The 20,658-nt window shown below is 74.5% G+C and carries 19 protein-coding genes; 12 read left to right on the top strand and 7 right to left on the bottom strand.

Annotated elements, in window-relative coordinates; translation table 11 throughout:
• Window positions 1–6 precede the first annotated feature (6 nt).
• Entirely contained in the window at window positions 7–684 is a 678-nt protein-coding gene (locus SGUI_RS07630) for a Crp/Fnr family transcriptional regulator (RefSeq protein ID WP_066638345.1), read from the bottom strand.
• A 160-nt stretch (window positions 685–844) separates the two neighbouring features.
• Here SGUI_RS07630 and nth point away from each other — a divergent pair, with 160 nt between their 5' ends.
• A complete protein-coding gene (nth, locus tag SGUI_RS07625) occupies window positions 845–1,501 on the top strand; it encodes an endonuclease III (RefSeq protein WP_083190832.1) in 657 nt (218 codons plus the stop codon).
• On the top strand, window positions 1,498–2,169 hold the full coding sequence (locus tag SGUI_RS07620) for an NUDIX hydrolase (protein WP_066638340.1): 672 nt from the start codon (window positions 1,498–1,500) through the stop codon (window positions 2,167–2,169). The genes nth and SGUI_RS07620 overlap by 4 nt, the downstream gene beginning before the upstream one ends.
• A 1-nt stretch (window position 2,170) precedes the next feature.
• Here the strand turns inward: SGUI_RS07620 and SGUI_RS07615 are convergent, their stop codons facing one another.
• The gene (locus tag SGUI_RS07615; protein ID WP_066638338.1) at window positions 2,171–2,635 is read right to left on the bottom strand and encodes a phage holin family protein; all 465 of its coding nucleotides are present in this window, start codon (window positions 2,633–2,635) and stop codon (window positions 2,171–2,173) included.
• A gap of 332 nt (window positions 2,636–2,967) precedes the next feature.
• Here SGUI_RS07615 and SGUI_RS07610 point away from each other — a divergent pair, with 332 nt between their 5' ends.
• The 7 genes from SGUI_RS07610 (at window position 2,968) to SGUI_RS17060 (ending at window position 7,751) form a co-directional block, all read left to right on the top strand.
• On the top strand, window positions 2,968–3,882 hold the full coding sequence (locus SGUI_RS07610) for a Fic family protein (protein ID WP_066638336.1): 915 nt from the start codon (window positions 2,968–2,970) through the stop codon (window positions 3,880–3,882).
• Between the two features lie 378 nt (window positions 3,883–4,260).
• Window positions 4,261–5,316 carry a TadA family conjugal transfer-associated ATPase gene (locus SGUI_RS07605; protein ID WP_066638334.1) on the top strand — a complete coding sequence of 352 codons (1,056 nt, stop codon included), beginning with the start codon at window positions 4,261–4,263 and terminating at the stop codon, window positions 5,314–5,316.
• Window positions 5,313–6,092: a type II secretion system F family protein gene (locus SGUI_RS07600; protein WP_157621770.1), complete on the top strand. Its 780-nt coding sequence runs from the start codon at window positions 5,313–5,315 to the stop codon at window positions 6,090–6,092. The genes SGUI_RS07605 and SGUI_RS07600 overlap by 4 nt, the downstream gene beginning before the upstream one ends.
• Window positions 6,089–6,667: a type II secretion system F family protein gene (locus tag SGUI_RS07595; RefSeq protein ID WP_066638330.1), complete on the top strand. Its 579-nt coding sequence runs from the start codon at window positions 6,089–6,091 to the stop codon at window positions 6,665–6,667. The genes SGUI_RS07600 and SGUI_RS07595 overlap by 4 nt, the downstream gene beginning before the upstream one ends.
• Window positions 6,668–6,745: 78 nt before the next feature.
• Window positions 6,746–6,949, top strand: coding sequence for a DUF4244 domain-containing protein (locus SGUI_RS07590; RefSeq protein WP_066638327.1), 204 nt, complete (start codon window positions 6,746–6,748; stop codon window positions 6,947–6,949).
• Window positions 6,946–7,311: a TadE family type IV pilus minor pilin gene (locus SGUI_RS07585; RefSeq protein ID WP_237141474.1), complete on the top strand. Its 366-nt coding sequence runs from the start codon at window positions 6,946–6,948 to the stop codon at window positions 7,309–7,311. Before SGUI_RS07590 ends, SGUI_RS07585 begins: the two co-directional genes overlap by 4 nt.
• Complete coding sequence (locus SGUI_RS17060; protein WP_191090965.1) at window positions 7,308–7,751, top strand: Rv3654c family TadE-like protein; 444 nt, start codon at window positions 7,308–7,310, stop codon at window positions 7,749–7,751. Before SGUI_RS07585 ends, SGUI_RS17060 begins: the two co-directional genes overlap by 4 nt.
• On the opposite strand, the gene SGUI_RS07580 is transcribed toward SGUI_RS17060, so the two are convergent.
• The 3 genes from SGUI_RS07580 to SGUI_RS07565 all read right to left on the bottom strand — a co-directional run bounded on the left by SGUI_RS07580 (window position 7,672) and on the right by SGUI_RS07565 (window position 11,846).
• Window positions 7,672–8,040: a hypothetical protein gene (locus tag SGUI_RS07580; protein ID WP_066638315.1), complete on the bottom strand. Its 369-nt coding sequence runs from the start codon at window positions 8,038–8,040 to the stop codon at window positions 7,672–7,674. The two genes, SGUI_RS17060 and SGUI_RS07580, sit on opposite strands and share 80 nt — an antisense overlap.
• Window positions 8,041–8,963: 923 nt before the next feature.
• Window positions 8,964–9,410, bottom strand: a complete 447-nt coding sequence (locus SGUI_RS07570) for a hypothetical protein (RefSeq protein WP_066638311.1) — start codon at window positions 9,408–9,410, stop codon at window positions 8,964–8,966.
• Between the two features lie 102 nt (window positions 9,411–9,512).
• A complete protein-coding gene (locus tag SGUI_RS07565) occupies window positions 9,513–11,846 on the bottom strand; it encodes a DEAD/DEAH box helicase (protein WP_066638308.1) in 2,334 nt (777 codons plus the stop codon).
• Between the two features lie 164 nt (window positions 11,847–12,010).
• On the opposite strand from SGUI_RS07565, the gene SGUI_RS07560 reads away from it, so the two are divergent.
• Complete coding sequence (locus SGUI_RS07560; protein WP_066638305.1) at window positions 12,011–14,320, top strand: sodium-translocating pyrophosphatase; 2,310 nt, start codon at window positions 12,011–12,013, stop codon at window positions 14,318–14,320.
• 101 nt (window positions 14,321–14,421) lie between these two features.
• Window positions 14,422–15,825: a DUF7059 domain-containing protein gene (locus SGUI_RS07555; protein ID WP_237141473.1), complete on the top strand. Its 1,404-nt coding sequence runs from the start codon at window positions 14,422–14,424 to the stop codon at window positions 15,823–15,825.
• Between the two features lie 6 nt (window positions 15,826–15,831).
• On the opposite strand, the gene SGUI_RS07550 is transcribed toward SGUI_RS07555, so the two are convergent.
• The gene (locus SGUI_RS07550; RefSeq protein ID WP_066638303.1) at window positions 15,832–16,578 is read right to left on the bottom strand and encodes a hypothetical protein; all 747 of its coding nucleotides are present in this window, start codon (window positions 16,576–16,578) and stop codon (window positions 15,832–15,834) included.
• A gap of 140 nt (window positions 16,579–16,718) precedes the next feature.
• On the opposite strand from SGUI_RS07550, the gene topA reads away from it, so the two are divergent.
• Window positions 16,719–19,421 carry a type I DNA topoisomerase gene (gene topA, locus SGUI_RS07545; RefSeq protein WP_066638302.1) on the top strand — a complete coding sequence of 901 codons (2,703 nt, stop codon included), beginning with the start codon at window positions 16,719–16,721 and terminating at the stop codon, window positions 19,419–19,421.
• 27 nt (window positions 19,422–19,448) lie between these two features.
• Here the strand turns inward: topA and SGUI_RS07540 are convergent, their stop codons facing one another.
• Complete coding sequence (locus SGUI_RS07540) at window positions 19,449–20,654, bottom strand: trans-sulfuration enzyme family protein (protein WP_066638301.1); 1,206 nt, start codon at window positions 20,652–20,654, stop codon at window positions 19,449–19,451.
• Window positions 20,655–20,658: the final 4 nt, after the last annotated feature.

The raw sequence follows: 20,658 nt of genomic DNA, 5'->3' as shown, positions 1-20,658 counted from the left end.
ACCGCCTCAGCGGGCGCGGCGGCGCAGCCGCTCGGCGTCGATGAGGGTGACCGACTTCGCGCCCAGGGTCACCCACCCGCGCTGGGCGAAGTCCGCCAGCGCCTTGTTGACCGTCTCCCGGCTCGCGCCGACCAGCTGGGCCAGCTCCTCCTGGGTGAGGTCGTGGGCGACCACCAGACCGGCCTCCGAGCGGCGCCCGAAGCGGTCGGACAGGTCGAGCAGCGCCTTGGCCACCCGACCGGGGACATCGGTGAAGACGAGGTCCGACAAGCCCTCGTTGGTCTTGCGCAACCGGTGCGCGAGCCCGGCGAGCATCTGCATGGCGACCTCGGGGTGCTGCTCCAGGAAGGAGCGCAGCGAGTCGTTGCCGAGCGAGATGAACTCGGTGTCGGAGACGACGTGGGCGGTGGTCAGCCGCGGGCCCGGGTCGAAGAGGCTGAGCTCGCCGAACATCTCGCCCGGCCCCAGGACCGACAGCAGGCTCTCCCGGCCGTCGGCGGCGGCCCGGGCCAGCTTCACCTTCCCGCGGGTGATGACGTAGAGCGAGTCACCCGGGTCGCCCTCGTGGAAGACGACGTCGCCACGGGCCAGGCGACGTGGGCTCATCGACTCCATGAGCTGGTCTGCCGTCGCGGCGTCGAGCGCGGCGAACAGCGGGGCTTTCATCACCACGTGCCGGTCCACCGGTTCATGGTGCCACGAGGCGGGCGCGGATGGGCGGATCAGGTGTGTCGGAGGTCACCTCTAGGCTTGTCCGGTGAGCGAGGAGAGCGGGCAGACCCAGCTGGAGGACGCGACACCGACCGGGGAGAGCCGGCTGGCGCTGACCCGGCGCGCCCGCCGGATGTGGCGCCTGCTCGACGAGCACTACCCCGACGCCCGCTGCGAGCTCGACTTCGAGGACCCCTACCAGCTGCTGGTGGCGACCGTGCTCTCGGCGCAGACGACCGACGTCCGGGTCAACGGCGTGACGCCGACCCTGTTCGCGCGCTACCCCGACGCCCGTGCGCTCGCCGAGGCGGACCGCGACGACGTCGAGGCGATCATCCAGCCCACGGGTTTCTTCCGGGCCAAGACCCAGTCGCTGCTCAAGCTGGGGGCGGCCCTGGTCGAGCGCTTCGACGGCGAGGTCCCCGGCAGGCTGACCGACCTGGTGAGCCTGCCCGGCGTCGGTCGCAAGACGGCCAACGTCGTGCTGGGCAACGCCTTCGACGTGCCGGGCATCACCGTCGACACCCACTTCGGGCGGTTGGTGCGACGCTTCGGGTGGACCGACGAGGAGGACCCGGTCGCGGTCGAGCGCGAGGTGGGCGAGCTCTTCCCGCGGCGGGACTGGACCCAGCTCTCGCACGTGCTGATCTTCCACGGGCGGCGGATCTGCCACTCCCGGCGTCCCGCCTGCGGGGTATGCCCGGTGGCCCGCCAGTGCCCGTCCTACGGCGCCGGGCCGACGGAGGCGGCTGCCGCGGCCAAGCTCGTGCGGACCGGTCCGCGCGCATGAGCGTCGACCCCGCGCATGCCCCGCCACCGCGCTGGCTCACCGACCTGGCGACGAGGGCGCCCACGATCCCCGGCGAGCGGTTCAGCCGGTTCCTGCCGCCGCCCGACGGGGGCCGGCGGCACTCGGCGGTGCTCGTGCTCTTCGCGCCCGGCGTGCGGACGGCGGGCGACCCGGAGGCGAGCACGGTGGTCGTCACGGAGCGGGCGCACACCATGCGCTCGCACGCGGGGCAGCCGGCCTTCCCCGGCGGCGGCACCGAGCCGGGCGACCGGGACGCGGCGGCGACCGCCCTGCGCGAGGCGTGGGAGGAGGTCGGGCTCGACCCGGCGACCGTGGACGTGCTGGCGCTGCTGCCCACGCTGCACATCCCGGTCTCCGGCTACGACGTGACCCCGGTGCTCGCGTGGTGGCGGGAGCCCACCCCGGAGACGCTCTGGGCCAAGGACCCGCGGGAGGTCGCCCGCGTGCTGCAACCGGAGGTGCGCGACCTCGTCGACCCGGCGCGACGGTTCCGGGTGCACCACCCCTCGGGCTTCGTCGGGCCGGCGTGGGACGTCGACGGCCTTTTGCTGTGGGGGTTCACCGCCGGCGTGCTGGACCGCGTGCTGGACCTGGGCGGGCTCACCGTGCCGTGGCCGGATGCCCCCACCCGGGAGCTGCGGCTCTGAGTCAGCTCTGGGAGGTCTCGATGGCGGCGCTGCGCTGCTGCCCCTGGGCGGCCGCCTTGACCGTGTCCACGGTCTCCTTGCCCTCACGGATCGCCCGGTCCGGCTTGCCGTGGACCTTGCCCACCTGGCCCTTGCCGATGAGCGCGAGGATCCCGGCGACGAGGAAGAGGAAGCCGGCCATGATGAGCAGACCCGCCCACCACGGCAGCCAGATCGCGATGACCCCGGCCAGGCCGAGCCAGAGCAGCCCGAGGCCGTAGAGACCGAGCACGCCGGCACCGGCGAACATCCCCGCGCCCTTGCCCGCGTGGGCGACGTCCTGCTTGATCTCGGCCTTGGCCAGCTCGACCTCGCCGCGCACGATCTGCGAGACGTCCAGCGAGACGTCCGACACGAGCTCGCCGAGGGAACGCTTGCCGGTGCTGCCGGTCAGCGTTGTGGAGTCAGTTTCCGCAGGATTTGCCATGCCGAGGATGCTATCCCGTGCTGGTCCGGGCCGCAGCACGCGCGGACTCGCTGCCGCCCCGAGGCCACTGGGGAAAGCCATGGTGCCCGCTCGGCACCCCCTGTTCAGTGCCGAGCGGGCACCATGTCGACGAACCGGTCCCGTGACAGCCGGCGGAGCCGCGCCCTCCGAGGAGGGGGCTCCTGTTGTCGATATGTCCAGTCTGCCAGGATGCCCACCGTGCTCAAGGCCACTTTCGGCAAAGATTTGTTAAAGAAATGGCCAGGTACAGGGGCTTGCGTGAGGGCGGGCGGGCCCGGCCCCGACCTCGGCCCGGGTCGTAGGGTGGCCGGATGAGCGGCACGGCAGAGAGCGCGGTCTCGGGCCTCGCCCGGCTCGACGGGGTGGCGGAGTCGATGGAGGTCGCGCGGGAGGCCTGCACGCGGCTGCGGTGGCACGAGGGGCTGCGGAGGCGGACGCCGGAGGCGGCGGCCGAGTCGCGCGTGCGGGGGGCGACCGCGACGGCGCTCCTCGAGGGGGCCGAGCCGGCCGGTTCGCAGGCGAGCGTCGACGTGGTGCGCGACCTCCTGCGCGGGGCCGAGGGCTGGACCTCCCGGGCGTCCGACCCGGTCTGGCGCACCGTCCTGGCCGCCGCGCGAGTCACCGCCCGCACGGAGGGCGTGGCGGTCGCGCAGCTGCGGGCCCCGGCCCAGCTCGTCGCCGGTCTGCACACGGCCGCGGCCGCCGGGCTGTCCCCGGAGCACCAGCTCGGTCGTCCGCGGCGGCCGGGGGAGCCGACGACCGGCGAGGAGGTGCTCGGTCCGGCGCCGTCCGCCGAGGAGGCGCTCGCCCGGCTCGGAGCGGTCCACGCCCTGCTGGGGTCGGCGGTGGCCGGCCGGTCGCCGGCGCTGCTCGTCGCGTCCGTGGCGCACGCCGAGATCGCCGTGGCGCGGCCTTTCGTCGCGGGCAACGGACTGGTCGCCCGGGCGCTCGAGCGCTCCGTGCTGACCGTGTGCGGCGTGGACCCGACCGGGGTGGCGGTGCCGGAGGCGGGGCACGCCGACCGGGCCGGGACCGACTACCGCGGGGCCCTGGCCGCCTACGCCAGCGGTGACCGGGAGGGGGTCCGGCTCTGGCTCGTCCACTGCTCGGAGTCCGTGGCACGGGCCGCCGCCGAGGGGGAGCGGATCGCCGACGCGGTCCGGGCCGGGCACCTCGGGACGCCCGACCCGGCGGGCGCGCGCGGAGGGGCGTCGCCGTCGGGGTGAGACCGCTTCGTCACCAACCCCCCGGGGGTATGCCGGGAGGCCGGGCGACCAGCGCAGATGTCCAGCACCCGAGGTGTCGGGTACAGCTTGCAATCGGGTTCTCCGGTGAGGCATACTTGAGGAACAGCGCTCCTCGCAAGAGTTGAGCGCGGGTGTTCAGGGTCATCCCCCCCTGATCCTGGACACCGACGGCCCCGGCTTCCCCCCCGCCGGGGCCGTCCCCTTTTCCCAGGCCTTTCCGACCAGCAGCGATGGCATCGCCAGGGTTCTGTCCTGAGTCCTGTCCCGCGCGTCCACACCCTGCGCCCCGGAGGCCGGTCGTCCACAGATCCGGGGTGAGCCCTGGTGCGGCCGTCCCGGGCAGGGCACGGTCGGGCCATGACCTCACCACCGAGCCTGTCGCCGCCGGCCGAGCCGGACCTGCGGGCCGCCCTCGGCCCGCTGGCAGCGCTGCTCGCCGACGGCGCGGTGACCGACATCCTGGTCAACGGGCCGGACAGCGTGTGGTGCGACCGCGGCAGCGGCGTGGACCGGGCCGGGGTCCGGCTGGCCGACGAGCGCAGCGTGCGGCGGCTGGCCGTCCGGCTCGCCGCCGTGGCCGGACAACGCCTCGACGAGTCGAGCCCCTGGGTCGACGGCCTGCTGCCCGGCGGAGTGCGCCTGCACGCGGTGCTGCCCCCGCTGGTCGAGGGCACGGCGCACATCAGCCTGCGCGTCCCGCGCCGCCGGGTGCCGACCCTGGAGGACCTGCAGGCCTGGGGCACGATGGACGACCTGGGCAGGAGGGTCCTCGACGCGGTGATCGGATCCACGGTCTCCTTCGTCGTGGGCGGCGGCACCGGGACGGGCAAGACCACGCTGCTCGGGGCGATGCTCTCGCGGTGCGACCCGGGCCACCGCATCGTGGTCGTCGAGGACGTCCGGGAGCTGCGCATCGACCACCCCCACGTGGTCCACCTGCAGGGCCGGGCGCGCAACGTCGAGGGCCGCGGCGAGGTCACCATGACCAGCCTGGTCCGGCAGTCCCTGCGCATGCGACCCGACCGGGTCGTGGTCGGGGAGGTGCGAGGGGCAGAGGTGCGCGAGCTGCTGACCGCGCTCAACACCGGCCACGAAGGGGGCTGCGGCACCGTGCACGCCAACTCGGCCGGCGACGTCGTGGCGCGCTTCGAGGCGCTCGGCGCGCTGGCCGAGATGTCCCGCTCGGCTGTCCGCGCCCAGGTGGGCAGCGCGATCGAGGTCGTGCTGCACCTGGCTCGTGACGCGCAGGGCCGGCGGGCCCTGCGCGAGGTGGCTGTGCTGCGTCCGGACCCCGCGGGCGGCGTCCTGGCCGTGCCCGCCCTGACCGGTGGCCCCCTGGCCTGGCGCCCCGGGCCTGCTCTCGAGCACCTGGTGCGCCGGACCGGGCTGGACCGGGGGGAGCTGCCGTGGTGAGCGCGGTGCCTGCGAGCGCCGTCCTGGTCGTCCTGCTGGCCGTGCTGGCGGCGATGGCCGCGCTCGTTGGTCTCGCACCCCCGGCCGCGAGAGATGCCTCGCCGCTCGCGGCACCCGAGCAGTCCGACGGGCGCTCGCGCCGCACGGGGAGCCCGGGCGCCGGCCGCTCCCGCGTGCTCCGGTGGCGGACGCGGGCAGGACGGCGGGCCGCCCGTGCCGAGCGGAGCGCGACGCTGGAGCTGGCAGTAGTGGGGACGATCGCCGCCGCCCTCGAGGCAGGGCTGCCCGTGGCACGCGCGGTCGCGCTCGCCGTGCCGGAGCGGGCCGGGGACGCTGATGCTGCGGAGGGACCCGACTGGCAGCCCCTGGCCCGCGCTGCCGGCGAGGGGCAGCAGCTGGCACCGGTCTGGGGTCGTCTCGGCCACGTCACCGGGAGCCCCACCCTGGCGGCAGTCGCCCGCAGCTGGGCCGTGGCCACCCGGAGCGGGGCTCCGATCGCCGACGCCCTACGGGTCAGCGCGCACGTGGCCCGGGAGCGGCAGCGGCTGGAGCGTGCCGTCGGGGCCGCGAGCGCCGGGGCGCGGGCCACCGCCACCGTGCTGACCTGGCTGCCCGTGGCGGGTGTCGCCCTCTCGGCGGTGCTGGGCGTGGGGCCGGTCGCGCTCTACGGCACACCACCGGCCCTGCTCTGCCTGGGCGCCGGGGCGGTGCTTCTCCTGGTCGGGCAGCTGCTCGTCCGGCGACTGGTCGCGCAGGTCATGGCGGACGTCCGATGAGCGTGCCGACCTCCGCCGTGGATCCCTCGCTCCTCGTCCTGCTCGTCGCGACGACGGCGGCGCTGGTCCCGCTCGTCCGGGTGCGAGCCCCGCGGGCGAGCTGGACCCCCGCCGACCGCCCGGCGGCCACGCACAGCCGGGGACCCTGCTCCGCGGACGTGGCGGAGGCTCTCGACCTGATGGCGCTCGCCCTCCAGGGCGGGGTGTCGCTCGGCACGGCCGCCCGCACCGTCGCTCTCGAGCTGGACGAGCCGCTGCGGGCCGAGCTCGACGCCGTGGGGCTCGACCTGCTGGACGGCGTCGACGCCGCACCCAGCTGGGACCGGGCGGGCGCGCGGTGGGAGCCCGCGCGCCGGACCATCGAGGTCGCGGCCCTGGCGGGTGTGCCCCCGGGCCCGGCGCTGCGGCAGACCGCCACCGACCTGCGGCGCGGGTCCGTGGCCCGCGCGGAGGTGGCGACCGCCCGGCTCGGCGTCCGCCTCGTCCTGCCCCTGGGGCTGGCCTTCCTGCCGGCCTTCGTCCTGACGACGGTGGCCCCGCTCGTCCTCGCCCTCGTCCGGGACCTGTCCTGGTGAGGCCCACGAACCGGCCGACGGACGGCCGACACGAGCGCTTCCGTACCCGGAGGCGCACCAACCCACAAGGAGGGGACCATGAAGAACACCACCATCCGGCTGCGCGGGATGTTGCAGGACCTGCGGCGTCGCGGGGAGGCAGGGATGACCACGGCGGAGTATGCCGTGGGCACCATCGCGGCCTGCGCCTTCGCCGCCGTGCTGCTCGCCATCCTCAAGTCCGGCGCGATCAAGGGGGTCGTCACCTCGGTGATCACCACCGCGCTCTCGGTGTCGCTGTGAGCCGTCGCGGGCACCGGTCCACGGAGCGCGGGATGGTCAGCGCCGAGCTGGCGCTGACCATCCCCTCGGTCGTGCTGGTGCTCGCGATCTGCCTGACCGCGCTCGCCCTCGGGGTGGACCAGGTGCGGTGCGAGGATGCGGCGCGCGTTGCGGCGCGCGCCGCATCCCGCGGCGAGGAGACCGCTGTCGTGGAGCAGCTGGCCGCCTCACGCGCACCGGAGGGCGCGCGCATCAGCATCAGCGGTGACGCGCAGGGCGCGACCGTGCAGGTCGGCGCTCCCGCCCGTGCCCGCTGGCTGCCGGGGCTCCCTGCGGCCCGAGCCTCGGCCCGTGCCCTGTGGGAGCCGGGAGCGGCGCCGTGACACGCCGACCGGACCGGCTGGGGCGGCTGCGCCGGCTGGACCGGGAGGCCGGCTCGGCCAGCCTGCTGGCCGTCGGGGTGGTCGCCGGCCTGGTGAGCGTGCTGGTGCTGGCCCTCGGCCTGGTCGCGGTGCTCGTGGCCGGGCAGCAGGCACGCACCGCCGCCGACCTCGCGTCCCTGGCGGCCGCCGGCGCCGCGGTCCAGGGAGCGGGCACGGCGCAGGCCTGCACCACCGCCGGTGAGGTCGCGGCCCGTCACCACTCGCGTCTGCAGAGCTGCGCGGCCGAGCAGGCCGGTGGTCGGACCTGGCCGGACGTCGTCGTGACCGTGCGCACGCCGGTGCCGCCCACGCCGTGGACCGTCACCGCACGGGCGCGCGCCGGGGCTGTGCCGCCTCGCCCCACTCCCAGGAGAGCTCGAGCGGTGCCGCGCCCTGCCTGAGGCTGAGCAGGTGCGCCGCGAGGTCCGCGCCGAGGCTCACCTCGCGCTGCTCCTCGTCCCCGAACCTCCCGAAGCACCGGGCGGGCACCCGGGAAGGGTGGAAGACCGCTGAGAGCACGGCCGAGGAGGTCCCCTTGGGGACGAACCGCGCGTAGCGGGGTGTCGTGGAGCGACCGCGGTCGGAGGTCTCGTACTCCAGCACGTGGTGCTGACCCGGGAGCAACGGCGCGCTGAAGAGCATCTCGGCGGCGATGATCGGCGCGGTCCCGTGCCGACGGACCCGGCCCACCCGGCACCCCGCGGTGTGTACCGAGCAGGCCGGAGGAGGATCCCTCGTAGCCCACGTAGACGGCGATGTACCGATCGGGGAAGCCGCTGGCCGCCTCGACGACCAGCCTGGTCCGGACGGATCGGAGCCGACCCTCGGCGTCGAGGTGGGCGGTCTCGTGGATCATCCTCGTCGTCAGCACCCCGGCCGACCGCTGGATCAGCGGCTCCAGCGTCGCGCTCAGCTCGCTGGACACCGACCGGTCGACCGCGGCCACCAGGGCCGCCGCGCCGGGGTGGCTCCACCGGCCCCGCGGCCGGTTCGGTCCCAGGAGCGAGATGAGGCTGCCGGGCGCGAGCCCCGCCATGCGTTCGATCTCCCGGACCGCCTGGAGCGAGGTCCCCCGCTCGGGCTGGCTGCGCCCGGTCTGCCAGTGGCTGAGCGTCGACAGGCTCACCGACAGCCCGCGGCGACGCAGCCGCTCGCGCACCCGCTCCAGGGTGAGCCCGCTGTCGGCCAGGGCGGTGCGCAGCGCGGCGTCGAACGGGCTCGCGTGCACCACGCTCCTCGTGGACGGCCCTCGCCTCCCCGACATCGACTCCCCCTTCTGCGGCGGTCCTGCGCCCATGGTGCTGCCCACCCGAGCGAAGCGTCTGCGCTCACCGGTGAAGTTTCACCGTTATCGGCGTCGCTGGCGCAGGTCGGGACCGACCTCGCCCCCCTCCGTCCTCGCCGTCACGGGCTGCGGGCAGACCGGCGAGTTTCACCGTTGCGAGCAGCTGCCCTGGCATCCGTCCGCTCAGGTGAGAAGTCAGGTTGTCCTCACCTGTGCGGGGTGAGGTCTCCTGGTGCACGGGACAGCGGGGAGGCACCTCGATCTTGCGGCGGGGCGACATCGGTGTGCCGGGGCTCGACCGCAGGGGGGTCGAGTCCCGCCGCTCCCGTCAGGAGGTGCCGGTGGTGCCCCCACTGCCCGTGGTGCTCCCGGGACGACGGTCGGATGCCGGGCGCGGGAGGATGGGACCCTCGCCCGAGCCGGAGGACCCGGTGCCCCGTGGCGCGGTGCCCGACCCGGACGTGCTGCCCTTGCCGAGCTGTGCGGCGTCCCGCTCGCGCTCCGTGCGCCGGTCGGAGTCCGTCGCCTGGCGACGCAGCTGGCGGACCTCCTTGGCCCGGCGTGCCTTCGAGCGGGTGCCGACCGCGAGGAGCCAGAGCCCGCACGTCGCCGCGGCCAGGGTGATGCCACCCACGATGAAGAGCCAGATCGGGGTGATCTCGACGTTGAGGAAGCCGTAGGTGATGGCGATGGGGTCCATGCCCGCGGTGGCGAGCCACATGTAGATCACGATGGCGAGCGCGACGAGCAGGAGGATGAGGCCGAAGACAACCATGACGGACCTTTCGTGAGCTGCGGCGGAGCCGCCCCGGGCAGGGGCTGACATGCCTGCCCCACGGCGCGACAGTATCGCAGGTCAGCCCGCCCGGCGCGTCCTCTAGCCGGTCGGGACGACGACGGTCCGCTCGCTGAGCAGGTGGTCGAGCACGAGCACCGCCCCCGCCTTGTCCAGCGGCTCGTTGCCGTTGCCGCACTTCGGTGACTGCACGCACGCCGGGCACCCATCCCGGCAGCGGCAGGACCGGACGAGGTCGCGGGTCGCCGCCAGCCAGTGGGCGGCCTCGGCGTAGGCCCGGCTGCTGAAGCCGGCACCCCCGGGGTAGCCGTCGTAGACCATGACGGTGGGCAGTCCGGTGTCCGGGTGCGAGGGGGTCGAGACGCCGCCGATGTCCCACCGGTCGCACGTCGCCAGCAGCGGCAGCATGCCGATCGAGGCGTGCTCCGCGGCGTGCAGCGCGCCCGGGACGTCCTGCTCCGCGACCCCGGCGAGGGCCAGCTCCTCCACCGGCAGGGTCCACCACACGGCCCGGGTCGACAGGGTCCGGGACGGCAGGTCGAGGGGATGGGTGCCGATGACGGTGCCGTCCGGCAGCACCCGCTGGAAGGAGGTGACCTGGGTGGTGACCTCGACCCGCCCCGAGGCGAGGGTGGCCGACCCCCAGGGCTGCACGTCCAGGGTCTCCCGGATGGCGAAGCTGCTCTCGCTGCGCGCCCGGGTGGTCCACCCGGGGTCGCCCGCGGCGACGAGGGCGACCGCGCCGTCGAGGTCCAGCTCGGTGACGACGTAGGGCTCGCCCTGGTGCACGTAGACCGCGCCCTCGTGGACGGTGCCCAGCGCTCGCGCCTCGTCGACCGTGCCGAGCACCCGGCCGCTGGAGCGGTCGACGATCTGTACGGTCTGGCCCGCCCCGCGCAGGGCCACGTGGTCGGTGGCCCGCTCGGGCCGAGCCCAGTACCAGCCCGTGGGCCGGGACCGCAGGATCCCCCCGACGACCAGCTGCTCGGCCAGGCCGGCCAGCCCGGGGCCGAACCAGCGCTCGTCCTCCAGGGTCAGGGGCAGCTCGGCCGCGGCGGCGGCGAGGTGCGGGCCGAGGACGTAGGGGTTCTCCGGGTCGAGCACGCAGTTCTCCACCGGCTCGTCGAAGACGAGGTCCGGGTGGCTCAGGAGGTAGGAGTCCAGCGGGTCGTCGGCGGCCACGAGCACCGCCAGGGAGGCGGCGCCGCGGCGCCCCGCCCGCCCGACCTGCTGCCAGAAGGAGGCGCGGGTGCCCGGCCACCCGGCGATGACCACGGCGTCCAGCCCGGCGATGTCGATGCCGAGCTCCAGGGCGCTGGTCGCGGCCAGACCCATGACGGACCGGTCGCGCAGGGAGGACTCCAGGGCGCGGCGCTCCTCCGGCAGGTAGCCCCCGCGGTAGCCGGCGACCTGCGGCACCGGCGAGGTGGTGGGTCGCGCGTGCCGGGCCTCCAGCGCCTCGCGGGCGCGGGCGGCGACGTGCTCCACCCCGACGCGGGATCGCGCGAAGGCCACGGTCTGCACCCCGGCGTCCACGAGGTCGGTGAGGAGGTCGGCCGCCTCGGTCACGGTGCCCCGCCGCCGGCCGTCCTCGGTCTCCCCGGGCTGCCACAGCGCGACGACGCTCTCGTGCCGCGGCGAGGCGTCCTGGGTCACGGCGGCGACCTCCTGGCCGACGAGGGCGCCCGCCAGCTCCTCGGGCCGGGCGACGGTCGCCGACGCGAGGATGACGGTGGGGGTGGAGCCGTAGCGCGCCGCGACGCGCAGCAGCCGGCGGAGCACCGCCGAGACGTGGGCACCGAAGACCCCGCGGTAGACGTGGCACTCGTCGACGACGACATACCGCAGCGCCCGGAGGAAGGCGGACCACCGCTCATGGCCGGGGAGCAGGGTGTGGTGCACCAGGTCGGGGTTGGTCAGGACGTAGTGGGCGTGCTCCCGGATCCACCGCCGCTCCTCGGTCGGGGTGTCGCCGTCGAGCCGGGCCACCCGTATGCCCGGCACGGCGAGCGCGTGCAGCCGCGCTTCCTGGTCCGCGCCGAGCGCCTTGGTCGGGGCCAGGTAGAGCGCGGTCGCACCGCGCCCGGTCACCGCCTCCGTGCCCTCGCACAGGGCGGTGAGCACCGGGAGCAGGTAGCCCAGGGACTTGCCCGAGGCCGTCCCCGTGGCGACGACCACGTGCCGGCCGGCGCGGGCGAGCTCGGCGACGGTGGCCTGGTGCTCCCACAGCACCTGGATGCCCTCGCCGTGGAGCGCCGCGGTGACCGGGGGCGCGCACCACGTCGGCCAGGGCACCGTCCGACCCTCGCGGGCCGCCACCGTGCGGACGTGCACCAGCCGGTCCGCGCGCGCACCGCGGGACAGGTGGTCCAGGGTGGCCCGCGGGTCGAGGCCCGTCTGCTGAGCGTCGTCCATCTCGACGTCCACGCTACGCCGGGGCACCGACCCACCCGCCGCCCGACGGGGCGGGTACTAGGACTGCGTGTCCCAGATCACTACAGTGACCCCATCCGAACGATGTCCCGCGGGCTCGCCCGCGCCGTCGCCCGCAACGGTGCGGGCCAGCCCAGGAGGCACACATGTCCCCAGTCGCCGCCGTGAGCGATGTCTCGCTCTCGGGTGCCGACACCTCGATCGTCATCGTGGTGCTGTGCATCGCCCTCGTCGCCCTCGTCATGGGCTTCATGTTCCGCAAGGAGGTGCTGGCCGCCTCGCCCGGCTCCGGCTCGATGCAGGAGATCGGCGGCGCGGTCCAGGAGGGCGCCTCGGCCTACCTGGGGCGGCAGTTCCGCACCCTGGCCGTCTTCGCCGTCGTCGCCTTCGTGCTCCTGCTGGCGCTGCCGGCGGACGACATGATGATCCGCATCGGCCGCTCGGCCGCCTTCCTCTTCGGCGCCGTCTTCTCCGCCTCCATCGGCTGGCTGGGCATGAACCTCGCGACCGCCGCCAACATGCGGGTCGCCGAGGCGGCCCGCACCACCGGCCGGGACGACGGCATGCGGATCGCCTTCCGCACCGGCGGCACCGTCGGGATGGCCACGGTCGGCCTCGGCCTGCTCGGCGCCGCCGTGGTCGTCCTCGTCTACCAGGGTGACGCCGCCAAGGTGCTCGAGGGCTTCGGCTTCGGCGCCGCGCTGCTCGCGATGTTCATGCGCGTCGGCGGCGGCATCTTCACCAAGGCCGCCGACGTCGGCGCCGACCTCGTCGGCAAGGTCGAGGCGGGCATCCCCGAGGACGACCCGCGCAACGCGGCGACGATCGCCGACAACGTGGGCGACAACGTCGGTGACTGCGCCGGCATGGCGGCCGACCTCTTCGAGTCATATGCCGTCACCCTCGTCGCGGCGCTCATCCTCGGCACCGCGGCGCTCGGCGACCAGGGCGGGCTCACCTTCCCGCTCGTCGTCCCGGCCATCGGTGTCATCACCGCCATCATCGGCGTCTTCATCACCAAGGCCCGGGCGGGCGAGAACGGCCTCCAGGCCATCAACCGCAGCTTCTACATCTCGGCCGCCATCGCCGCCGTGGCCTCGGTGATCGCCGCCTTCCTCTTCCTGCCGAGCTCGCTCGAGGTCACCGCGGGCTTCGCGCTCCAGGACGGCGCCGGGGGCGGCGAGCAGATCAACGCCGCCGTGGGCGGTGCCGTCTCGGTGGTCATCGGCATCGTGCTGGCCGCCTTCATCCTCTGGCTGACCGGCTACTTCACCGGCACCGAGACCAAGCCCACCAACGACGTGGCGCGCACCTCGCTCACCGGGCCGGCCACCGTCGTGCTCTCCGGCATCGGCGTGGGTCTGGAGTCCGCGGTCTACACCGCGGTGACGATCGCCGCCGCGATCTTCGCGATCTTCACCCTCGGCGGCGGCTCGCTCATCGTGTCCCTCTTCTTCGTGGCGCTCGCCGGCTGCGGTCTCCTCACGACGGTCGGCGTCATCGTGGCGATGGACACCTTCGGCCCGGTCTCCGACAACGCCCAGGGCATCGCGGAGATGTCCGGCGACGTCGACGGTGAGGCGGCGCAGATCCTCACCGAGCTGGACGCCGTCGGCAACACGACCAAGGCGATCACGAAGGGCATCGCGATCGCGACCGCCGTGCTCGCCGCGACCGCGCTCTTCGGGTCCTACCTCGACGCGATCCTCCAGGCGCTGGAGACCGCCGGTGACGCGAGCGGCGAGGTGCTCCAGTCCTTCCTCGTCTTCGACCCGCGCGCCCTCGTCGGCGTGCTCATCGGCGGCGCCGTCGTCTTCCTCTTCTCCGGCCTGGCGATCAACGCCGTCACCCGCGCGGCGGGCGCCATCGTCTTCGAGGTGCGCCGGCAGTTCCGCGAGAAGCCCGGGATCATGGACTACAGCGAGAAGCCGGAGTATGCCCGGGTCGTCGACATCTGCACGCGCGACTCGCTGCGTGAGCTGGCCACCCCCGGCCTGCTCGCCGTCTTCGCCCCGATCGCGGTCGGCTTCGGCCTCGGCGTCGGCGCCCTGGCCGGCTACCTGGCCGGCGCGATCGGCACCGGGGTGCTCATGGCGGTCTTCCTCGCCAACGCCGGCGGGGCGTGGGACAACGCGAAGAAGATCGTCGAGGACGGCAACTTCGGCGGCAAGGGCACCTCGGCCCACGAGGCGACCGTCATCGGCGACACCGTCGGCGACCCGTTCAAGGACACCGCCGGCCCCGCGATCAACCCGCTCATCAAGGTGATGAACCTCGTCGCCCTCCTCATCGCCCCCGCGATCATCGGCCTCACCTACGGCGACGGCGCCAACGCCGCCATCCGGTGGGGCATCGCGCTCGCGGCCTTCGCGGTCATCGTGGCGGCGGTCGTGGTGTCCAAGCGCCGCGACATCGCCATCGGCGACAGCGAGCCCGCGACCGCGGTGGAGAGCTGAGCCTCCCGCCGCCGGCGTCCGGGCCCGAGCACGCGGCCGGGCTCGCCGGGCTGCGGGCCGACCTCGAGGAGGTCGACTACACCGTCGACCGGCTCGCGCAGGTGCTCGGGCCGGTGGCCGTGGCCGCGCTGCACCGGGAGCAGCCGCTCCCCGCCCTGCGCGCCACGGAGGGCTCGCAGGAGCCGGTCGCGGTGCTCTGCCGGCTGTTCGCCCTCGGGCGCGCGGTCCCGGCGCCGGAGGTGGACCGGGCGCTGCCGCGGACCGGCTCGGGCGGGCTCGTCGACCTTCGGCTGGCCGTCGAGGACGAGCACGGGCTCGTCGCCGCCTGCGACCTGCGGCCGTACGCCACCGACGAGGACCGGTGGTGGGTCGTCTCGGACCGCTCCGAGATGGCCACCGGCGGTCCGCTGCCGGTCGACCACGTGCTCGGGATCGGCGGTGCCTCCACCACCCTGGCGAGCTGGACCCCGCGACCGCGCGTGGAGCGGGCCCTCGACGTCGGGACCGGCAGCGGCGTGCAGGTGCTGCACCTGGCGGGGCACGCGGCATACCTCGTCGCGACCGACACCTCCGCGCGGGCCCTGGAGTTCGCGCGCTTCACCCTGGCGCTCAACGGGATCGACGCTGACCTGCGCCGCGGCAGCCTGCTCGAGCCGGTCGCGGGCGAGCAGTTCGACCTCGTGGTGAGCAACCCGCCCTTCGTCGTCACGCCGCGACGTCCGGGGGTGCCGCTCTACGAGTACCGCGACGGTGGACGGGCCGGTGACGCGCTCGTCGCCGGGCTCGTCCGTGACCTGGCGGCGCATCTGCGGCCCGGCGGGATCGGCCAGCTCCTCGCCAACTGGGAGCTGGGCCCGGGCGAGGGGTGGACCGACCGCGTCGCGGCGTGGTTCGAGGGCGCCGGGCTGGACGCCTGGGTCGTGCAGCGCGAGGAGCAGGACGTCGCCGACTACGCCGAGACGTGGATCCGGGACGGCGGCCACCAGCCCGGCACCCCGGAGTTCGACGCGCTGTATGCCGCGTGGCTCGACGACTTCGCCGAGCGCGGCGTGGACCGGCTCGGCTTCGGCGTCGTCACGGTGCAGCGGCCGCTCACCGGGCGGGAGCCGTGGACCGACCTCACGGACGTGCGCACCCCGGTCGCGAGCCCCATGGGGCCCGCCGTCCTCGCCGGGCTGGCGGCGCGCACCTGGCTGGCCGAGCACGACGACGACACCCTGCTCGACACCCCCTGGCAGGTGGCGCCGGACGTCACCGAGGAGCGCGTCGGGGTGCCCGGAGGAGTCGACCCGCAGGTCATCCAGGTGCGGCAGGGCGGCGGCCTGCGCCGGACCGTGCGGCTGGACACGCTCGGGGCCGGGCTGGTCGGCGCGTGCGACGGGGAGCTGACCGCCCGACAGCTGTGTGCTGGTCTCGCGGTGCTCACCGAGCAGGAGCCCGGCACGATCCACACCGCGGTGCTGCCGACCCTGCGCGACCTGGTCAGGGACGGCCTGCTGCGCTGAGGGAGATCAGCGCGCCTGGCCGAAGCGGTAGGCGGAGCGGGCGATGAAGAACTGCCGGCCCAGCTCGGAGCTGCGGCAGGTCACCCCGTCCTCGCTGGACTGGCAGGAGGCGCCCTCGACGGCGAGCGTCCGGCCGTACTCCAGCACCGCGGCGTCGGTGTCCTCCACGCCGGTGGTCGGCGCGCCCACCTCGTCGGCCCACCACCCGCCGGCGACGGCACCGGCGGCGGGGGCCAGCGGCTCGGGCGGGCAGGTCCAGACCCCGCCGGCGTCGGTGAGCACCATCGCGTCGGCCGAGGCGATGTCGCAGTCCCCGAGGCTGTCGTCGACGAGGTGCTCGGCGTTGGCGTCGTAGGTCTTGTCCAGCAGCTGACAGGTGGCGCTCGGGCCGTTGAGCACGCAGGCGATGTTGCCGCTGGGCGTCACGAAGGCGGCGCTGTCGCCCTGCACGGTGATCGTCCCGCCGTCCTCGCTGACGCTGCGGTCCCCGGCCGCGGGCTGGATGTCGGCCGGCTCCGTGGGCGGCGGTGCCGGCTCGGCCTCCTCCTCGCTCTCGCCGGAGGCCTCACCCTCGGCGGCGTCGTCGGTCTGGTCCTCGGACCCCGACCCCTGAGCACCCTCCTGCTCGCCCTGGGTGCTCGCCCCGCCGTCGGGCGTGTCCTGCCCGCCGTCCTCGCCGTCGCACCCGGTGAGCAGCACCGCCGCGACCGCCAGTGCCGCAGCGCCGGGGCGCAGCCGCCGTGCACCGTGCATACCTGTCCTCCGCCTCGAGCCGCGACCCGTCATGAGAAGTCAGCGTAGCCGTTGGCCGTGCATGCGTTACGGTGCTGCCCGAGGTCCCCGTGTCGGGCGTCGCGACGAATCCGCGGCACACGGGGCGAAGGAGCGCACGCGTGGCAACAGGCAGCAAGCTGGTCATCGTCGAGTCGCCGGCGAAGGCGCAGAAGATCGGCGAGTACCTCGGCAAGGACTTCCGGGTGGACGCGAGCGTCGGTCACATCCGCGACCTGCCGAACCCCTCCGAGCTCCCCGCCGACATGAAGAAGGGGCCCTACGGCAAGTTCGCCATCGCCGTCGACGACGGCTTCGACCCCTACTACGTGGTGGACGGCGACAAGAAGAAGAAGGTCACCGAGCTCAAGCGGGCGCTCAAGGACGCCGACGAGCTCTTCCTCGCGACCGACGAGGACCGCGAGGGCGAGGCCATCGCCTGGCACCTCATGGAGGTGCTCAAGCCCAAGGTGCCGGTCCGTCGCATGGTCTTCCACGAGATCACCAAGGAGGCGATCCAGCGCGCCGTCGCCGACACCCGCGAGCTGGACACCGACCTCGTCGACGCCCAGGAGAGCCGGCGCATCCTCGACCGGCTCTACGGCTACGAGGTCTCGCCGGTGCTGTGGCGCAAGGTCAAGCAGGGGCTGTCCGCCGGGCGCGTGCAGTCGGTCGCGACCCGGCTCGTCGTCGAGCGGGAGCGCGAGCGGATGGCCTTCAAGGTCGCGTCCTACTGGGACGTCGAGGGCGAGTTCGCGCCGGGCGGCAACAGCGGGCAGGGCTTCGAGGCCAAGCTCACCGGGGTCGACGGGTCCAAGGTCGCCAGCGGCCGGGACTTCGCCGACGACGGGACGCTGCGGACCAAGAACGCCGTGCAGCTCGACGCGGCCGCGGCCGAGGCCATCGCCCAGGGCACCCGTGAGGCGGACGTCGTCGTGCGGGAGGTCTCGGAGAAGCCCTACACCCGTCGCCCCTCCGCGCCCTTCACGACCTCCACGCTGCAGCAGGAGGCCTCGCGCAAGCTGCGGATGAACAGCCAGAGCACGATGCGCACGGCGCAGCGCCTTTACGAGAACGGCTACATCACCTACATGCGCACCGACTCGACGAACCTGTCGAGCCAGGCCGTGAGCGCTGCCCGCAGCCAGGCGCGGGACATGTACGGCGCCGACTTCGTGCCGGAGACCCCGCGCGTCTACGGCAAGAAGTCCAAGAACGCGCAGGAGGCGCACGAGGCGATCCGCCCCGCGGGCGACTCCTTCCGCACGCCCGCGCAGGTGGCCGGGGAGATCCGCGGCGGCGAGTATGCCCTCTACGAGCTGATCTGGAAGCGCACCGTCGCCTCCCAGATGGCCGACGCCAAGGGCTCCACCGCCAGCGTCAAGCTCACCGCGACGCTGCCGGAGGGCACCCGGGCGGGCGGGACGGCATACTCCAGCGCCGAGTTCTCCGCGTCCGGGACGGTCATCACCTTCCGCGGGTTCCTCGCGGCCTACGAGGAGGGCCGGGACGAGAGCCGCTACGGCGAGGACAGCGCCATGGGGATGCGGCTGCCGAAGCTCAGCGAGGGGGTGTCGCTGGAGACGCTGCGCGCCGAGGCGCAGGGCCACCAGACCAGCCCGCCGGCGCGCTACACCGAGGCGACCCTGGTCAAGGCGCTGGAGGAGCGCGGCATCGGCCGCCCGTCCACGTATGCCGCGACCGTCGGCACCATCCAGGACCGTGGCTACGTGCACAGCCGGGGCTCGGCGCTGGTCCCGACGTGGCTCGCCTTCGCGGTGACCCAGCTGCTGGAGCAGCACTTCCCGCGGCTGGTGGACTACGACTTCACCGCCTCGATGGAGACCGACCTGGACCGCATCGCCCACGGCGAGGAGCAGCGCGTGGCCTGGCTGCAGCGCTTCTACTTCGGTGACCAGGCGACCTCCACCGAGGGCCTGCGGGACCTCGTGGCCGACCTCGGCGAGATCGACGCCCGCGCGATCTCGGCCGTCACCACGAGCGACGGCACCGTCGTGCGGGTCGGGCGCTACGGCCCCTACGTCGAGCTGCCCGGCGAGGACGGCGAGAGCCCGCGCCGCGCCACCGTGCCCGACGAGATCGCGCCGGACGAGATGACCGCGGCCAAGGCCGAGGAGCTGCTCGCCGCCGCGGCCGACGACGGCCGCGTGCTCGGCACCGACCCCGAGACCGGGCGCGAGATCATCGCGAAGAACGGCCGGTACGGCCCCTACGTCACCGAGGTCATCGAGGGCGAGGAGAGCGACGGCGGCGGGAAGGGCACGAAGAAGAAGGCCAAGGTCAAGCCGCGCACCGGCTCCCTCTTCCAGGGCATGGACCTCGGGACCATCGAGCTGGACCAGGCGCTGCGGCTGCTGTCGCTGCCCCGCGTGGTCGGCCAGGACGCGGAGGGTGTCGACATCACCGCGCAGAACGGCCGCTACGGCCCCTACCTCAAGAAGGGCACCGACAGCCGGTCGCTGGAGACCGAGGCGCAGATCTTCGACATCACGCTGGACGAGGCGCTGGCGATCTACGCCCAGCCCAAGCAGCGCGGCCGTGGCGCCGCCAAGCCGCCGCTGGCCGAGTTCGGCGAGGACCCGGTGTCGAAGAAGAAGGTCGTCGTCAAGGACGGCCGGTTCGGGCCCTACGTCACCGACGGGGAGACCAACGCGACGCTGCGCCGGGGCGACGACCCCGAGACGCTCACCGAGGAGCGGGCCTTCGAGCTCATCGCCGAGAAGCGCTCCAAGGGACCGACCACGCGCAAGAAGACCACCCGCAAGGCACCGGCGAAGAAGAAGGCCCCGGCGAAGAAGTCCTGAGGGCGGGCGCACCCGCCCCCGGACCGGTCAGCGGGAGGCCGTCTCCATCTCGCGCGGGGCCAGGCGCGCCTCGAGCAGCGCCTGGTCCAGGTCCGCGATGAGGTCCTCGGGCGCCTCCAGCCCCACGGACAGCCGGAGTATGCCGGCGCCCGGCTTGGCCTCGTCGGCCACCGGGCGGTGGGTGAGGGCGGCCGGGTGCTGGACGAGCGAGTCCACCCCGCCGAGGGAGACCGCGTGCGTGATGAGTTGGCAGGAGCCCGCCACCGCGGCGGCCGCCTCGTAGCTGCCGAGGTCGAAGGCCAGCACCGCGCCGGGACCGGCCATCTGACGGCCGATCAGCCGGGTCGGGTCGCCGTCGGAGCCGGGGTAGAAGACCTGCTCGACGCCCGGATGCCCCCGCAGCCACCGGACGAGGACCTGGGCGCCCTCCTGCTGGGCCCGCACCCGCAGGGGCAGGGTCTGCAGGCCCCGGTGCGCGAGGTAGGCGGACAGGGGGTGGAGGACGGCGCCGGTCACGGCGCGCACCGGGCGGATGCGCTGCGCCCAGGCCTCGGAGGTGACGACGGCACCGGCCAGCACGTCGCCGTGCCCGGCGAGGAACTTCGTCACCGAGTGCAGGACCAGCGTGGCACCGAGCTCGAGCGGGCGCTGCAGCACCGGCGTCGCGAAGGTGTTGTCCACCAGCACGGGCACGTCGCCGGCGGCGGCCACGACATCCTGCAGGTCCACGAGGTCGAGGGTCGGGTTGGCCGGCGTCTCGACGACGACCAGCCCGGTGTCCGGCTCGATCGCGGCAGCCACCCCGCCCGCGTCCGCCCACGTGACGCGCGTGCCGAGCAGACCCGTGGCCAGCAGGTGGTCCGAGCCGCCGTAGAGCGGGCGGACCGCGACGACGTGCGGGGTCCCGGCACCGACGCAGGCGAGCAGGACCGCGCTCAGGGTCGCCATGCCAGAGGCGAAGGCGATGCCGGCCTCGCCCCCCTCGAGCTCGGCCAGCGCCTCCTCGAAGCGCGCCACCCCGGGGCTCCAGAGCCGCTGGTAGACCGCCGACTGGCCCTCGAGCCGCCGGCCCCCGCCGGCCATCTGGTCGTAGGCCTCGCCGCCACTCTCGACGTCCGGCAGCGGGTAGGTGCTGGACAGGTCGATCGGGGGCACGTGCACGCCGAGGGCGGTGAGGTCGGCGCGGCCAGCGTGCACGGCGCGGGTGTCGAGCTCGGGGTGCTGCGGGTTCATGGAC

It is taken from the genome of Serinicoccus hydrothermalis (assembly GCF_001685415.1).
Taxonomy (GTDB): Bacteria; Actinomycetota; Actinomycetes; order Actinomycetales; family Dermatophilaceae; genus Ornithinicoccus; species Ornithinicoccus hydrothermalis.
Note: the sequence above shows the minus strand (reverse complement) of the source record. Positions and strands in the feature narration are given on the sequence as shown.

Coding starts and splice junctions, on each gene's coding strand:
- SGUI_RS07615 (WP_066638338.1), bottom strand. CDS start 2,635: ATGGCAAATCCTGCGGAAACTGACTCCACAACGCTGACCGGCAGCACC.
- SGUI_RS07565 (WP_066638308.1), bottom strand. CDS start 11,846: ATGGACGACGCTCAGCAGACGGGCCTCGACCCGCGGGCCACCCTGGAC.
- SGUI_RS07620 (WP_066638340.1), top strand. CDS start 1,498: ATGAGCGTCGACCCCGCGCATGCCCCGCCACCGCGCTGGCTCACCGAC.
- SGUI_RS07560 (WP_066638305.1), top strand. CDS start 12,011: ATGTCCCCAGTCGCCGCCGTGAGCGATGTCTCGCTCTCGGGTGCCGAC.
- SGUI_RS07570 (WP_066638311.1), bottom strand. CDS start 9,410: ATGGTTGTCTTCGGCCTCATCCTCCTGCTCGTCGCGCTCGCCATCGTG.
- SGUI_RS07590 (WP_066638327.1), top strand. CDS start 6,746: ATGAAGAACACCACCATCCGGCTGCGCGGGATGTTGCAGGACCTGCGG.
- SGUI_RS07540 (WP_066638301.1), bottom strand. CDS start 20,654: ATGAACCCGCAGCACCCCGAGCTCGACACCCGCGCCGTGCACGCTGGC.
- SGUI_RS07550 (WP_066638303.1), bottom strand. CDS start 16,578: ATGCACGGTGCACGGCGGCTGCGCCCCGGCGCTGCGGCACTGGCGGTC.
- nth (WP_083190832.1), top strand. CDS start 845: ATGTGGCGCCTGCTCGACGAGCACTACCCCGACGCCCGCTGCGAGCTC.
- SGUI_RS07595 (WP_066638330.1), top strand. CDS start 6,089: ATGAGCGTGCCGACCTCCGCCGTGGATCCCTCGCTCCTCGTCCTGCTC.
- SGUI_RS07605 (WP_066638334.1), top strand. CDS start 4,261: ATGACCTCACCACCGAGCCTGTCGCCGCCGGCCGAGCCGGACCTGCGG.
- SGUI_RS07610 (WP_066638336.1), top strand. CDS start 2,968: ATGAGCGGCACGGCAGAGAGCGCGGTCTCGGGCCTCGCCCGGCTCGAC.